Raw genomic sequence first — 15208 nt, forward strand, 5'->3', positions numbered from 1 at the left:
CGGTGGTGTGGGTCGCCGTCGACATGAAACGCCTCCCCGGAAAGGCAATGAGCAGACAGTGAACAGGCAGCGAGTCATGACCTCAGAAAACCCGACCGCCGGCTCGACAGACAGCACGCGCGATGCGCGCCATGTCATCGGCGTGGACGTGGGCACGGGCAGCGCCCGGGCCGGAATCTTCGACCTTGCCGGTCGCATGGTGGCCTCGGCCAGGCGTGACATCACGCTGTTCCACGCAAGCGGCTCCATCGTCGAACAGTCGAGCGGCGAAATCTGGAACGCCGTCTGCGATTCCGTGAAGGATGCGCTGTCGCAGGCCGCCGTTTCGCCCGATCAGGTCGCCGGCATCGGCTTCGACGCCACCTGCTCGCTCGTCGTGCTGGGCGAGGGCGGCCAGCCGCTGCCCGTGGGCCCTTCCGAGCAAGCAGAGCGCGACATCATCGTCTGGATGGACCACCGCGCCGTGGCACAGGCGGAGCGCATCAATTCGACGGGCCACGAGGTGCTGAAGTTTGTCGGCGGCAAGATCTCGCCGGAAATGGAAACACCCAAGCTGCTGTGGCTCCTCGAGAACAGGCCGGACGTGTTCGAGGCGGCGTGGCAGTTTTTCGACCTGACCGACTTCCTGACCTGGCGCGCGACCGGGGATCTGTCGAGATCCACCTGCACGGTCACCTGCAAATGGACTTATCTGGCGCACGAGCGGCGCTGGGACGAGAGTTACTTTCGGAGCGTCGGCCTCGGCGTGCTGGCGGACGAGGCCTTTGCGCGCATCGGCCAGACCGTCGTCGACCCGGGAACGCCGTTGGGCAGCGGATTGACCGCGGACGCCGCCGCGCAGCTCGGCCTGCGAACCGGAACGCCGGTCGCCACAGGCGTGATCGATGCCCATGCCGGGGGGATCGGCACGGTCGGCGCCGACGGCGAGCCCGAGTCCTGCCTCGCCTACGTCTTCGGCACCTCATCGTGCACGATGACCACGACCCGCAGTCCGGTCTTCGTGCCCGGCGTGTGGGGGCCTTATTTTTCGGCGATGGTGCCCGATGCATGGCTCAACGAGGGCGGTCAATCGGTAGCGGGCGCGGCGATCGAACGACTGCTTTCGATGCACCCCGCAGCCCCAGACGCCCGACGTCGCGCAGAGCACGAGGGCCACCCGCTGCCGGTGATGCTCGCCGGTCTCGCGGTGCAGGCTGCGGACAGCCTGTCGGGGGCGGCGTTGCTGGCCAACGGCCTGCATGTCGTTCCGGAGTTCCTGGGTAACCGGGCCCCGCTGGCCGACCCCCACGCAAGAGCCGTGATTGCGGGCCTTGGAATGGAGGATGATCTGAACAGTCTGGTCGCCCTCTACATTGCCGGCATTTGCAGTATCGGTTACGGCCTTCGCCAGATCATCGAAGCGCAGGCGATGGCCGGTGCACCGATCGAGCGGGTGGTGATCAGCGGCGGCGCGGGGCGACTCGATCTCGTTCGGCAACTGCTCGCCGATGCGACGGGCAAGCCCGTGCTTGCGACGCAGGCGGAAGAGCCCGTGTTGCTGGGTGCGGCGATCCTGGGCGGCGTGGCTGGCGGCCTGTTCGACGACGTGCGCTCGGCGATGGCCAGAATGTCGCGGATCTGTAGGATCTACGAGTCGGACACGGGTGACATTGCGGCACTGCACGAGGCGCGGTTTCGCGCCTTCAGGCAGTTGCAGACCGTGGCCAGGGAAATTCGCTAGGCCCGACGATCAGCCCACGTTTGCCAGGGAGACCGACCCAGAGCAGGCGTGACCGATCATCGAGCACGAGCAAAACGAGATCAGTTCCATCGTGGATTAGGTTCTCGAAGAACAGTCGATTGCAGGTCGGACGACCGGCGGGGATCGCCGCCCAGGCACGGTCGGGGAGTGGTTGGTGGCTCGGAGATGATGATCTGGCAGCGGCTATGCGTTGTTATGTCGCCAGCAAGTTCGGCGAGGAAGTGCCCGATGGAGAGCGCCTGTGAAGACAAGTGACCTGGAAGGTGCGCAACTCGATTACTGGGTTGCCAGAGCGGAAGGCCTATCAAACCCAAGGGTGGAGGATGGCCTGTGCCGGGTGGCGTATGTTGATTGCGACAACCAACACGGGAAGTCCGCCGAGATTGACGCCGCCTTTTCGCCGTCGACGGACTGGGCTCAGGCCGGGCCGATCATCGAACGCGAAGACTACTGTCTGCCCCGGGTCAACACGAATGCTGGCGCGCTACACCATGGCGGTTACGCAGCATCCACGCCGGCCGGCTTTTGCTTCTACGGAAACACTCCGCTGATCGCAGCCATGCGTGCCTACGTCGCAGACAAATTCGGCGAGGAAGTATCCGACGAGCTCTAGGCACTTTTCCTGCCGAGGGCTGTGCATCCGCTGGGAGACAGCCATGACATTCCAGGAGTTCAAACGGTTCAAGGCTGAACCTCATACGGTGGACATGTGGACAGGCGCTGATCGTCTACCGCACCGCCGACGGTGAAGTGATACAGGCTTTGCCAGGTGTGATCCTCCACGCCGAGCAGTGCGTGCATTTCATCATCGAAAAAGCAGCCAATCCCTGTCGCGCGCACGCCGGCGGCTTCGGCTTCGAGATAGAGCGCGTGGCCAAGCATGCCGCATTCCCAGAACAGATGGCGATAACGCCATGGCTGCTTCAACGCGATTCCGAATCCCGCGATCATCCCCAACGCAAAGCAGGAATCGGCGCCGATGTCCTGGTGACAGCAGATCAACTTTGCCGTGGCGCGCAAATCGTAAGGCAACAGGAGATAGAGCGGCAGATGATCGGGGCCGGTCTTTTGCCACAGCCATTCTGGACGTAGAGACCGCTTGAGATCCGGCAGCGCGCCCGGATCTCTCACGAACATATACAGGCCCGGCTCCAGGTCGCCCACGCGGTGCACCATGAGCGCTGCATGCACTGCTGCAGGAGACATCAGCGCATTCCACGGCGGCGTGACATGACGTGGCAACAGGCACGCCAGCATGCTGAAAAATGCCGCCTTGGCGAGGCACGTCGTACCGTCGAAATTCACCGCGCTGCGGCGCTGCCGCGCGATCCGGGCAAAGCTGAGATCAAGGGCGGGCGATGCGGGCGACGGGTGCTCCTCCAGATTCGGCAAGGTCGGTTCGCGAGTAGAGGCCTTATGCGTGGCGCGATGGATCGAATCGATATCCGGCCACTTCACATGTCCCGGACTCAGCTGATTCGCGCGTCCGTGCCACTGTGCGCTATCCAGGGCGATGAGCATGCGCTCAAGATCAGGCCGCAATTCGGGGGTGCCGATCCAGAGCAAGACATCCGGCGCCTCTGCTTCTGCCTTCCCGAAATCTTCTCCGCGGTTCAGTCCGAGCAGGTTGGCCACTGCGTCGTCCGCAGCCGCCTCCATCAGCCGCGTCTGCCAGCCAAGCGCTGCCGCTGCGTAACTCACCGCGGCGATGACATGGCCGCAATCGTGCTGGCAGTAGCGCCAGGCGCGCATGCCGTATTTCCACGACTCGCGCCAGGGGATCGAGCTTATGCCGACCAGGACGCCGCCTGGCGGGAACGCCTCGCTCCATCGTTCGTCATCCACGGCAGCGCGACATTCAAGGGAATGGTCCCGGCTCAGGTAATGGTAGACCCCAGCGGACAAGCCGGGCAGAGCCGGACACAGAAGATAGCCCTCGGTCGGATGCAGATTTCCGCTCGAAGGGTTACAGCGCAGTGCCCACCGCTGGGTGCCGTAGGATTTCCACGCCGACAGGCCGAGGGAAAGTTCGAACAGGATTGCCAGACTGGAAAGATCGAATCTGCGCGCGGGCGGCAAAGCGCCGCAGCGCAGTTCGTTGTAGCGTGTAGTCAGGCTATCCGCGGCTAGCGGCAGACCAATGCGCGGTGCGCCGGCAAACACCCGGAACGGATCCGGTTGGGTTGCCCAGTCGAGTTTCCCGGGGCCGGGGGCATAGCCGCTGACGCGATGCTTGCTGCGCTCGTGATACTCAAGCATCGCATGCTTTAACCGGTCCATATTCCCCTCAGACCAGGAATGTCCGCACATGCGGCTGTACAAAGCCGGCTGGCTGGACGTTCGGGCGCGGTCGTCAGCAAGTCGTGGAATCGAACGCGCTTCGGCAAACTGCTATTGCGTTCGGCGCCTCCCGTGCGATGCCCCTGCAATCAAGTTATCTTCACGAAAGCCGGGAAATGTTTCGAGTGCTTAGGTCACCTTTCAGGCGCCTTCGGAGGTTTTCGGGACCGCCGACTTCAAAAACTCGTGACCATCCCAGCTTAGCCGCCAGTCGCTACCCGTCGAGCGAACAAGATTTGCGTCGGCCAGCAGGTTCAACTGATACCACACACCCCGGTTTGAAACATCGAACGCATCCTTGAGCGCGCTTTCAATGTCAAATTCGCTGAGGTGCGGGGATTTGTTTTCCTCGAGAGTCTTCAGTATTGCGAATGCCAGATTCATATCGCGTTTCACGATCCCTCCTGTCGCAGATAGGACATACCTCGAAACGGCGCCGCGGGTACAGGGTCCGCGTAATCATGTCGGGTGTGGCGTGCTGCACGGCTCTTTGCGCTTTTGCACAGTTCCACGAAAAGGGTGGCACGACGCGGGCCGTGGGCTTCCCAACAGGCTCATGCCACGGTCCGAACGGGTAGGGTGAATTTCAGCATCAGTCGCGAACGCTGCCTGGGATTCAACGCTTCGGTCCCCTCATACCCTCGTTTTCCATCGCGGCATTCCGCTCTTCGCAGGCTTCAATGGGTTCCATGGTCTCGTCGATCGAAGCTGTCGCGCGTTCTGTGGCCGCCTTCGTTTCGTCGACGGCGGAACCGAGTCCTCCGTCGTCATCGCTCGGGGGCTCCAGCATGTCTCGAAGCATGGCCGCCAACTCCGGCGTGTTCCATGGCGCGCCATGCTGCTCTTTCTTCTTTATGTAGTGCCTGACTTCTGCGTCCTGCTCCGGCGTCAGGGGAAGACCGCGAAATGTGCTTTGGGGGGTAGCGTCGGTCATGGTATTGCTCCGGAATTTATCCTGTTTTGAGTGTAGCCCTGTTGTAGCCAGCGAGCCTCAACTATCGGTCTGCGCATGGATTGATCCGTCCATTCGCATCGGCTCGCACCGATGCAAATTGCGACGGGTCATGAAGGATGGCAGGAACTATGACAAAACTGTCCGGACAGTTTTCCATCGAGCGCGTGCACGAAAGCTGTACGCTGGGGGTTCCCGACTGCGACCGGATCGGACCCGGATAAGCGCACGGCATTCGGCTTTCACAACCTCAGGCGCAGCTGCGACGCACTCCGGCACTGCGTAACGTTGTGGGATTATGGCGACGTCGTGAAGGGGACCACGAATATCGGTGTCGGACAGACGGGGAGGGCGATCGATTTCGCCAGATCAAGGGAGTATTAGTCATGGAGTGGATGGACGCGCGACCCGTAGTGCCGGGCTACTACTGGGTGCGATTTACGGACGACCGGACGCCGAAGCAGACCATCGGGGAAGTCGCGGAAGTGCCTGGGAACGGTTCACGGCAGTTAGTCGTGATCCTTCTGGGTGACGATGAAATATTGGAACTGGACGATTCGTTCTTCGACCGCGCATTGTTTGCAGGACCGATGGAACCGCCGTCGATGGAGTGACCACCGTAGCCGGACCGGCTGGCCGCTCCATCCGCGGAACTTCAAATCTTCGTAGTTCGTGCCGTACGGCGAAGGGATATCCAGAAGGGCCGGATTGAAGCCATGCCCGATGGTACGGGCCATTTTCGACTGACTATTTCATCGCGTCGATGCGGCGCTCCGCGTCGAAACGAGCCTGTTCGATTGCCTGCTCCGGAGTTCCCGCAGGTGTCTCCGGGTTTTTCCAGTAGATGGGCGGTTTGGTCAACGTGTATGCCCAGTCCCACCTGCCGTCCTTTTGTTGGGTCACGTAAACGCTGTAGTTGACCTCGTTGTACGAGAAATTGTGGCTGGCCATGAAGGTTTCTCTCGCGGTTTTTGAGGAATCCTAGCATGAAGGAGCTATCCGTAAGTCGGCGCTTCGGCGCAGGTGAATCCGCGCTGCCCCGCGTTCAGGAAGCATCCAGATCCGCCGTGCCGGCGGACCGGGTTAGAATGCGCGCAAATTAGCCGTAGCAGCGCCCGCAAGTGCGGTGCTCTTAGATGCGCGCATCGGGGGCGACGCGTCGTTGCGGAGCTCTCTGTAGTCGAACTTCATGGGCGTCCCCGCAAGGGCGCTCTACTCGTCGTCGCGCTGGACCAACTGCGGGCGCCCTGCTGGGTCTCGACCTATGTCCGCCAGCTTGTTCCGGTAGTCGCAGCCAAGACAGATGAAAAAAAATCCTTCCTCGTCGATTTGCGGCTCGACCTCATCGAAGGCGAACCGCGCATTGCAATTTCGGCAAGTCCACATAGCTGTCTCCATCGCCGTTTTGACGCTTCGCCGGTTGTCCAGGTTCGCACAGGCGACGCGGTGATTCAGAACTCGTGCTCTTTAAGCAACTTGCTGGCAAGAGCGCGCGCTGCGTCTCGCGCCTGATCCTCGCGCGCGAATTCCTGTTCAGTTTCGTGCGGATCGTCCGACTCGGGTTCAGCTCCCACTCGCCGCAGATGCACGATTCCCCGATAAGAGCCTGTCACAGCCTGCATCACGCGAACCCGGGCCACATGCGTGTGAGTTGCGTAGATCTCATCTTCCACGGCGATCTCCCTTCGACTTCCCAAGGAATCGTAGCATGCAAATACCTGACCGATCAGGGCCTCGCCGGCGAGCGCGGTTTGGACCGAGCGCAAAAAAACCGAACACTACGCAGCCAGAATTTCCTTCACCGCACTATCGATGAATTTGACATCGACAGCATTCGCTGCTGGACCGCCCGCAAAATGCCCCCAAACCGATTCGATAGGCCGCAACTGCGCATTGGGCATCTTCGAAACCTCATACTCGCTATCTTCCGGGGGGAAATACAGATCCGTGCGCCCGGGCATCACAATAGCCTTTGCAGTGATACTGGCCAACGCTCGATCAAAATCTCCCTTATATAGAGAATTCGCGGAAATATCGCCGTACTGCCAACTCCACATCATCGACAAGATATTGTTCGCGTCCTTCTTCAAGAAGTCGCCCTCCCAGAACTGGGTAATAAAGTCCTCAAGAGAGCCATAGCCCATCGCTTCCATGTCGAGTCGTTGACGCAGAAACGCCTGCGAAAATCCCCACCCGGCAAACACCCGCGCAGCAGCGCGCATTCCACGTGTTGGCGGTGCGTCGTAGAAACCGTCCTTGAATTCCGGGTCCAACAGTAATGGCGCCTTAAGCCCTTCGATAAACACAAAATTGTGCCGCGAGCACCGCGCCGCCCCGCAGAACGGCAGAATGCGCTCCACCATCTGCGGATACATCGCGGCCCAGTGGAACGCCTGCATCGCGCCCATCGACCAGCCGGTGACGAGCCTGAGCGACTCGATGCCAAACTTCTCGGTCACAAGGCGATACTGCATCGCAACGTTGTCGTAGAGCGTCACATGCGGAAAGCGGCCGCGATCATAAGGGGGCGGATTGTTGCTCGGCGAACTCGATACGCCGTTGCCAAACATATTCGGCACAATGATGAAATACTCCCGCGGATCGAGCCCCATGTGCTCTCCAATCAGCCACTCATTGTCGACATGGCTGCCGCTATAAAACGTCGGATAGACAATCGCGTTGTCGCGCGCTGCATTCAGCCGGCCATACGTCTTGTAGCTGAGCAGCATGTCAGGGAGCGTCGCGCCGGACTGCAGGACGACGCGGCCAAGGTTGAAAGTTTCGAAGTCCGTCATGTGAGCCTCATATTCAATTGGCGACGACGTTAAGGAATTTTTGGGTGCGCTCGTGAGCCGGATTGTCGATGACCTGCTGCGGTGTCCCTTGCTCGATAACTTCGCCGCCGTCCATGAAGACAACGCGGTCGGCGACATCGCGAGCAAAGCGGATTTCGTGCGTGACCACAACCATCGTCATGCCGGCATCAGCCAGCCCGCGCATCACGCCGAGCACTTCACCGACGAGTTCTGGATCGAGCGCCGAAGTCGGTTCGTCGAAGAGCATCAACTTGGGCTTGATCGCGAGCGCACGCGCGATCGCCACCCGCTGCTGCTGCCCGCCCGATAGCCGATGCGGCAGATAATCCGCATGCGCGGCGAGGCCTACGCTCTTCAACAGGTCCCGGCCGAGTGCTTGCGCTTCGGCGAGCGGCACGTCATAGACCTGCCGCTGTGCTTCAACGATATTGTCCAGCGCACTCAAATGACTGAAGAGATTGAAATGCTGGAACACCATGCCCACGCGCGCTTCGGCGCGTGCACGTGCGAGGTTGTGCAGGGGCCGCACCGTGCCGCCGCCACCCGGTACTTCCCGGTAACCCACATACTGCGAATCGACCTTGATCGTTCCCCAGTCAAGCGGTTCGAGATGGTTAATGAGCTTGAGCAGTGTGCTTTTGCCGGAACCGCTCGGGCCGAGGATGACGACCACTTCGCCATGCCCGATCGACAGGTCGACGCCGCGCAAAATCTCGCGCTTGTCATACGATTTCCAGACGTTCCTGCACGCGACGAACGGCTCATCGCGATGCCGCGGCGTGCGACTTTCGGCGGGCAGCAGCGTCCCGATCCATGCGTGATCGTTCGCCTCCAACTCCTTCGCGGCGACCGGAAAGACAATCGGTGCGTCGAGCGGTTTCACGTCACGCGTCGAAGGGCGCAGTCCGAACCACGATAACGTGACCTTTCGGTCGCGCTCGTGATCGAAGATGCGTTCGAGCCACACCTGAAGCAAGGAGATCCCGCTCGTCAGGACCAGATAAATCACCGCCGCCGCACCGAACACGGTAAAGAACTTGAAGTTCTGGCCGACGACCTGTTGCGAGCGAAACGTTAGCTCGTTGACGAAGATCACCGACGCGATCGACGTAAGCTTCAACATGCCGATGGTGTCGTTGGCGAGACCCGGGATCACCGCGCGCATCGATTGCGGCAGGATAATGCGGCGTAACGTCAGCAACGGTCCCATGCCGAGTGCGGCGGCGGCGGTCGATTGCGAACGGTTCACTGACAGGATGCCGGCACGAAACAGTTCAGCGCTGAACGCCGCCTCGTTCAATGCAAAGCCGATAACCGCGGTCGTGACTTCATCGAAACGCAAACCGATCAGCGGCAGCGCGTCGAAGATGAACACGAGTTGCAGCAATTGCGGTGTGCCGCGCACGAACCAGATATAACCCCACGCCGCTGAGTTCAAGGCCTTGAACCGCGACAGCCGCATCAGCGCGAGACCGAGCCCGAGCAGCAGCCCGATTGACATCGCTATCAGCGTAATCTTCACCGCGATCCACGCGCCGCCGAGCAGGAACGGCGAGCCGACATAACCGGCCAGTTCCTTGAAGCCGTCGAACACCTGAGCGCCATCGAGACCGGCGGCCATCGCCGGCTGCAATACGAACATGGCAACCATGCCGAGAGCGCCGACTATATTGTGTTTGATACGCAGTGCCTTCATTTCCGAACCTGATCCATGACGCTGCCGGCACACGACACGGTGTGCCGCGCAGGCAGCCTTTATTGAGTAAGCAGTGTGGTCGGCGTTTCCAGCGACGGATCTACGCCGTACTGCTGAAAGGTCTTCTTCTGCGTCTGATTGGCCTGCATGATCTTGAGTCCATCGGACACGGCGGCGATCATATCGGCGTTGCCTTTCTTCACGCCCACGCCGATCTTCATGCCGCTCGTCACCATGAAGCCGCGCATGTAGAGCTGGGGGTTCTGTTTCGCGAGACCGTCGACGAGCGCCAGGTCGTACATCATGACGTCGGCGCGATGGCTTGCCACGAGGCGCGCGCCCGACGCGATATCGGCGGACGTCATGATGGTCACATCAGGCTTGCCTTCGGCTTTGCATTTGGCGGCTTGCGCTTGCGCCATCGTCAGTTCGACGGTGCCAATGCCTGCCGTGACCGTGAGGCCGCAGAGCTTGGAGATGTCATCGATCTTCCTGGGGTTGCCAGCCGCCACCAGACCGCCCGTGCCGGCCTGCATATACGTGACGAAGGTCGTTTCCTTCGCGCGTTCCGGCGTGTAGTACAGCAAGTCCCACATCACATCGATCTGTCCGGCACGCAGTGCGGGCAGCAGCCCCGGCCAGCCGGCAGTGAAGAATTCCGTCTTCACGCCAGCGCAGTCGAACACGGTCCGGGCCATGTCGGCATCGGCACCGATGATCTTGTTGAAATCCTTGCTGTCACGAAACGCATACGGCGGCGACTCGGGGTCCACGCCGATCTTGATGGTCTTGCCCGCAAGCGATGGATATTTCTGGGCCACCTTGGACGGTTCGCACGATTGCGCTGATGCGCCTTGTGCGAGGAGAAGACCGGTGAGAGCGCATAGCAGCAGCTTGATTGCCTTTGACATGAACATGGCGAATCCTATTGGGGTTGAAGGAAATATGGGCGGAAGAGGCGGCATAGCGAAGCGAGAATGAAGTGATCTAATGCGCGAGGAAGTCCATGTGGTTTGCAATCGAACCAGGCGTGGTGATGCAGATCCGGCCTTCGTCGCGCGCGCGGGCAATATGTTCGAGCGCCCGCCGCAAGTGACACAAACGATGCGGCTGCCCCATCAGGTACGCATGCAACGCAATGCCCATCACCAGCGGCTCTCGCGCGGATTGCCGCAGCATTTCCTCGAAGTGATCAATCACTAGATCGGCGAACGATTTCGCGTCCATCTGGCGCGCAAGGATCATCGGGATATCGTTGACTTCTTCCGGATACGGAATCGCCCACAGCGGGTGACCGTTGCGCGTAAGCAGGCGCGTGGGCTGATCGTCGTGACACCAGTTGAGCGTGTACTGGTAACCCGCTTCGGCCACCAGATCGCTGGTGACATGACTCTCCGAGAGCCACGGCGATAACCAGCCGGCTGGCTGTTGCGCGCTCTCCACCGCGATTCGCTCGCGACATGCCACGATCAGCGCGCGTTCGTTGTCTTCAGTCAGCGTTCCTTGTCGTTCCGAATTCGTATGGCCGTGCGCGACGAGTTCATCGCCACGCTGAGCGAATGCGGCGACCAGTTCAGGGCAGTGATCGTAGAGCGCCGTGTTGATGATGGCAGCGGCCGGCAGTGCAAGTTCATCGAAGAGATCGAGGCAGCGCCATGCGCCCACCCGCAATGCGTACTCACGCCACGCGTGATTCAGCACATCGGGTTCGGGCATCACCAGACCGATAGTCGGCCCCAGTCCTTCACCGAACGTGAAATGCTCGATGTTGAAGCCGATATAGACCGCTAACCGGGAACCGTCGGGCCAGCGATAAACAGGGCGGCCGTTGATCGGCAAATATTGAAAGCGCCCGTGGCCGGGCAGGGTGCGATGTGCGGGAGAATCCATATTCCAGTGAGTCCTGTCGAACGGCGCGTACGCCTGTGTTCAAGTCAGAACCCATGGTAGGGAAGCCAAAATCGCGGCATCGAGCTTGCTGCGAACAAACTCTTGTACGCACGCGTATTGAAGCTCACTACTCGCTACTTCACGCGGTGAAAAGCGACTTCCGGATGATCGCGTGCACCCCCCAGTTACCGTCTACCACCTGCGTCACGCCGAAGTCGACTGCGACTGAGATCAGCGAGATCGCCTCATCTTCGGAAAGTCCCTTGGTCGTCATGAGGAAACGCCGTGTTTTGATGAACGCGTCGCGCATCGCGAGATCGAGGGTGGATTTTTCGTACACAGCGCTTTGCGCGCTCGTGCCGAACTCGGCCAGATAGTTCGGATAGCTGAAGCCGTGAAGAACCCATTCGTCGGCGGTTTCGACTAGCGGGTAGGTGAGGTCCGCGAACACCTGCCTGCCGAGCGTCTCTTTCTTGTGAAGCACCAGCTGGAAGTCGCCGGTGAGCGAACACTCGATCGCGGTGCCGCACAGTTCCGAGTCTCCTTGCGATGCATGCGGGTCGCCGACGGAGAGCAGAGCGCCGGGCACCCCGACTGGCAAGAACACGCTCGCTCCGCGCGTGACGCGCCAGTTGTCGAGATTTCCGCCGAAGGTGGACGGCGGAATCGAATCGATCAGACCGTCCTGCTGCGGCGCGACGGTGATCACGCCGAAGTGCGGACGCACCGGGATCTGGACATTTTTCAGGATGTCGTGATTCTCGACTACCGTCGAATGATCGACTGGCACGCCAGGATAGTCGATCGTCGGATGCATCACCCCAAAGGGATCGCGCTGAGGCGTCCAGCGGAAGTTATAGACGGCGCGCGCGCAGGCGGTTTCGCCCGCGGTGGCGTCGGCATCGAGTTCATAGATGGTGACGACCTCGCGCGGTTTCGGTTCGGTCAATAACTCGCGATAGTGGAAGCCCCACCACGCAGCGGCGTTGCTGCCGAACGCGCGGCCGGTAAATTTCGGATTGGCGCAACGGCGCGGGTGAATGTCGAGGATGCGCACTTCCAGCACATCGCCGGGTTCCGCGCCGCGCACGGCAATCGGTCCGGTACAGATATGCACGCCGAAGCCTTCTCCCGCGCCACGTCCATAGATGGACGCGTCCATGGGGCCCGCGCCGCGGCGGTTGACGTTCTTGCGCCCGGCGGTCCAGTGGAACACGCTTTCGGCGCCGGGATCGCCTTGCACCATGCGCTCCCAGTCATCCGCCGCGTGTTGCGTGAGTGTTTCGATAGTCACCGTGTCGCCGCTGTTCAGTTCGAGCACGGGCTTGAGATCGTGACTGAAGTAACCCCAGTGAATCGTGTTGGCCGTCGCGCGCAACAGATGATGACGCGGCTTGCCGGACTCGCGGGACGGTGATGCCGAAGGCGCTTCAGGCTGCTCTACAGAGCCGGTCTCGTCCGCAACTTCATGGATCGCGCCGTGCTCGGCGAGCTGTGCATGCACGAGCAGACTCCCGGCATTGACAGGCAAACCGCGCGAGATTCGCCGCACGAGATGGCGCGCTAATTCAAGACCCGCTTCATGCCGGAAAGTGCGCGGCGACGCGCCATATTGCTCGCGAAACGTACGGCTGAAATACGCGGGATCGTTGAAACCCCAGCGGAAGCAGACATCGGCAATCGAGAGCTTTTCATACAGGGGATTGACCAGATCCGCGCGGCAGCGCTCCAGCCTGCGTGAGCGCAAGTAGGTCGAAAAATTCTGTCCAACCGCTTCAAACAGCTTCTGCAGATAACGCGGCGAGACGCGCTCTTCTTTCGCGATCGATGTCAGCGCGAGATCGGGGTCGGCGAGATTGCTTTCGATGGTTCGACATATGCGGGAAAACAGCGCGGCCTGAGACGGCGTGAGGCCACTGAAGCTGCCTTCCTTATCGTGACCGACGAGACTTGCGACCAGGAACTCCGCAAGCGCGAGTTCGAGGGGACGCAGCTCTTCGAGTGACAATGTCTCCACGCTTTCAGCAATCGAGCGCAGAAAGCCGGAGAAGACGTGACCGATACCCGCGTCTGCGGGCAAACGCCCGGCACGCAGTGAGAACGGTGTAAGAAGGCGTGCGTTGATGGCAGCACGGGGCACGCGGATCACGAACGCACGGAAGTCGGAGGTGAACGACAGGAACGCTTCCTCGCGCGACGACGCATAAACAATATCGCCGGTAGCAACTCGCGCGCGCACGCCGTCGGCGACGAGCGTCACTACGCCGTCGAGATGCAGCACGATCACGAGACTGTCGGCGCCGTCGACCTTGAGCTCGATGGTTTGCGCGAACGCAGCCAGCGCGATCAGTTCAAAGCCATTGCTCGACTTGCGCGACTTGATGGTTCCATGCAAGTGGCGCGCGGCTGCCTGAGGCGTGCCGCAGCGCAGGCCAAGCCCGTCGAGCGCCTCGTTCCATGCTCGCAGGCGATCTACTTCGGCGTACGACTCGGTGGTGAAACGCAGTAAGTCCAACCCAGGCTCCCGGACCCTGACGAACGTCAGTTGAGTCATTCAAAGGCAATGTCCGTGCCATCGACAGCAACGCTGTTAGCGCTGTGGCGCTGCGCCACGACGGTGCGTAGGCGCACCGCTAGCGCGCTGCGCTACAACCGTGCGCGAACGCACCGTTGTAGCGCATGCGCACAACTCACGCGCGAGGCTTTTTCTTCGGAGGAAAAATGCTGCGGGGGATCTTGCAGTGAATGCCCTGACGGCCATCGACGACCTGGGTCACGGAGAAATCCGCCGCGACGCTCATTAGCGAATATGCGTCGTCGCGCGACAGGCCTTGCTGTTCGGTGAGCAGCAACAACATATCGCGTGAAGCGTTTTTTGTCGCGATGTCGAGGTCTTCATCGAAGCCATGGACGATCCAATAGTCCGGCGTTTCCAGCAACGGCGAGGGAAATCTGAAGTCGCGCCGCAGCACGATCTGGAACATCACATTGAGCGACGCCTCAATCGCGGTGCCGCTGATTTCGCCATCTCCTTGCGACACATGCGGGTCGCCGATCGAGAACAATCCGCCGTCCACGGCGACCGGGTAGTACATGGTGGCGCCCGCGCCGATGCGCCAGTTATCGATATTGCCGCCATGCGCGCCCGGCGGCACGGTGCTCACGCGGCCCTCCACATCGGGCGCGACGCCGGCCGTGCCCAGATGAGGGCGCACCGGCACGCGAATGCCTTCGAGCGCGGGTTCGCGGCAGCAGTCGCGAACCTCCGAGCGCTTGCCCGGCACGAGATATTTGCCGGGATAGTCGTACCCATACAGCGCATGAGCGGTGTTCGATGCGTGATCGAGTTCGTAGATAGTGACGCGTTCCTTCTCGAAGTCGGTGAACAGATGACCCCAATGCGCCGCGAGATTCGAGCCGTAGTTGAAGCGCGGAATCATTTGCAGATAACGTACCTCAAGCAGGTCGCCGGGCTTCGCGTCCTTCACGAAGATCGGTCCCGTCATCAGATGCACGCCGGGTTGGCGATCGGATTCGGGAATCGTGTCGTAGAGCGCGCGCACCTTGTCATCCATCATGAGCTCGGGGGCGTCGCCTGCATGATGCGTGATCGCTTCGGTACGAACAAAGTCACCGCTCTCGACGATCAGTGCGGGCGCTAGCGCCGCGTCAAAATATCCCCAGTGAACATTTTTCTGGATAGCTGGCAGGTCGTGAAGCATGCTTTCTAAAGCTCCGTAAGAGTGTGCGATCGGTGCAACGCGACCGATGAC

General features: G+C 60.9%; 14 protein-coding genes. 3 read left to right on the forward strand and 11 right to left on the reverse strand.

Annotated elements, in window-relative coordinates; all coding sequences use genetic code 11:
- The first annotated feature begins 76 nt into the window (after positions 1 to 76).
- A complete protein-coding gene (locus PQR42_RS12860) occupies positions 77 to 1720 on the forward strand; it encodes an FGGY-family carbohydrate kinase (protein ID WP_408204086.1) in 1644 nt (547 codons plus the stop codon).
- Positions 1721 to 1982: 262 nt separating this feature from the next.
- Positions 1983 to 2354: a phage protein NinX family protein gene (locus PQR42_RS12865; RefSeq protein ID WP_408204088.1), complete on the forward strand. Its 372-nt coding sequence runs from the start codon at positions 1983 to 1985 to the stop codon at positions 2352 to 2354.
- Positions 2355 to 2422: 68 nt separating this feature from the next.
- Here PQR42_RS12865 and PQR42_RS12870 read toward each other — a convergent pair whose 3' ends face one another.
- From PQR42_RS12870 to PQR42_RS12880, 3 genes are all read right to left on the reverse strand, one after another.
- The gene (locus tag PQR42_RS12870) at positions 2423 to 4063 is read right to left on the reverse strand and encodes a nitroreductase family protein (RefSeq protein ID WP_408384451.1); all 1641 of its coding nucleotides are present in this window, start codon (positions 4061 to 4063) and stop codon (positions 2423 to 2425) included.
- A 159-nt stretch (positions 4064 to 4222) separates the two neighbouring features.
- On the reverse strand, positions 4223 to 4477 hold the full coding sequence (locus PQR42_RS12875; protein WP_408204092.1) for a hypothetical protein: 255 nt from the start codon (positions 4475 to 4477) through the stop codon (positions 4223 to 4225).
- Positions 4478 to 4697: 220 nt separating this feature from the next.
- Complete coding sequence (locus tag PQR42_RS12880) at positions 4698 to 5015, reverse strand: hypothetical protein (protein WP_408204093.1); 318 nt, start codon at positions 5013 to 5015, stop codon at positions 4698 to 4700.
- A 404-nt stretch (positions 5016 to 5419) separates the two neighbouring features.
- Between PQR42_RS12880 and PQR42_RS12885 the strand changes: the two genes are divergently transcribed.
- Positions 5420 to 5647, forward strand: a complete 228-nt coding sequence (locus tag PQR42_RS12885) for a hypothetical protein (RefSeq protein WP_168788566.1) — start codon at positions 5420 to 5422, stop codon at positions 5645 to 5647.
- Between the two features lie 133 nt (positions 5648 to 5780).
- On the opposite strand, the gene PQR42_RS12890 is transcribed toward PQR42_RS12885, so the two are convergent.
- The 8 genes from PQR42_RS12890 to PQR42_RS12925 all read right to left on the reverse strand — a co-directional run bounded on the left by PQR42_RS12890 (position 5781) and on the right by PQR42_RS12925 (position 15157).
- Complete coding sequence (locus PQR42_RS12890; protein ID WP_408204095.1) at positions 5781 to 5984, reverse strand: hypothetical protein; 204 nt, start codon at positions 5982 to 5984, stop codon at positions 5781 to 5783.
- Positions 5985 to 6484: 500 nt separating this feature from the next.
- A complete protein-coding gene (locus PQR42_RS12895) occupies positions 6485 to 6706 on the reverse strand; it encodes a hypothetical protein (protein WP_408204097.1) in 222 nt (73 codons plus the stop codon).
- A 105-nt stretch (positions 6707 to 6811) separates the two neighbouring features.
- Positions 6812 to 7828 carry an alpha/beta fold hydrolase gene (locus PQR42_RS12900; RefSeq protein ID WP_408384448.1) on the reverse strand — a complete coding sequence of 339 codons (1017 nt, stop codon included), beginning with the start codon at positions 7826 to 7828 and terminating at the stop codon, positions 6812 to 6814.
- Positions 7829 to 7841: 13 nt separating this feature from the next.
- Positions 7842 to 9545: an amino acid ABC transporter permease/ATP-binding protein gene (locus PQR42_RS12905; RefSeq protein WP_408384446.1), complete on the reverse strand. Its 1704-nt coding sequence runs from the start codon at positions 9543 to 9545 to the stop codon at positions 7842 to 7844.
- A gap of 59 nt (positions 9546 to 9604) precedes the next feature.
- Complete coding sequence (locus tag PQR42_RS12910) at positions 9605 to 10456, reverse strand: ABC transporter substrate-binding protein (RefSeq protein ID WP_408384444.1); 852 nt, start codon at positions 10454 to 10456, stop codon at positions 9605 to 9607.
- A 76-nt stretch (positions 10457 to 10532) separates the two neighbouring features.
- The gene (locus PQR42_RS12915) at positions 10533 to 11435 is read right to left on the reverse strand and encodes a polysaccharide deacetylase family protein (RefSeq protein WP_408493643.1); all 903 of its coding nucleotides are present in this window, start codon (positions 11433 to 11435) and stop codon (positions 10533 to 10535) included.
- Between the two features lie 139 nt (positions 11436 to 11574).
- Positions 11575 to 13950, reverse strand: a complete 2376-nt coding sequence (locus PQR42_RS12920; RefSeq protein ID WP_408204107.1) for an acetamidase/formamidase family protein — start codon at positions 13948 to 13950, stop codon at positions 11575 to 11577.
- Between the two features lie 175 nt (positions 13951 to 14125).
- Positions 14126 to 15157, reverse strand: a complete 1032-nt coding sequence (locus PQR42_RS12925; protein WP_408384441.1) for an acetamidase/formamidase family protein — start codon at positions 15155 to 15157, stop codon at positions 14126 to 14128.
- Between the last annotated feature and the right edge of the window lie 51 nt (positions 15158 to 15208).

Origin of the sequence: Paraburkholderia sediminicola (assembly GCF_046027355.1) — a bacterium.
Classification (GTDB): Bacteria; Pseudomonadota; Gammaproteobacteria; order Burkholderiales; family Burkholderiaceae; genus Paraburkholderia; species Paraburkholderia sediminicola_B.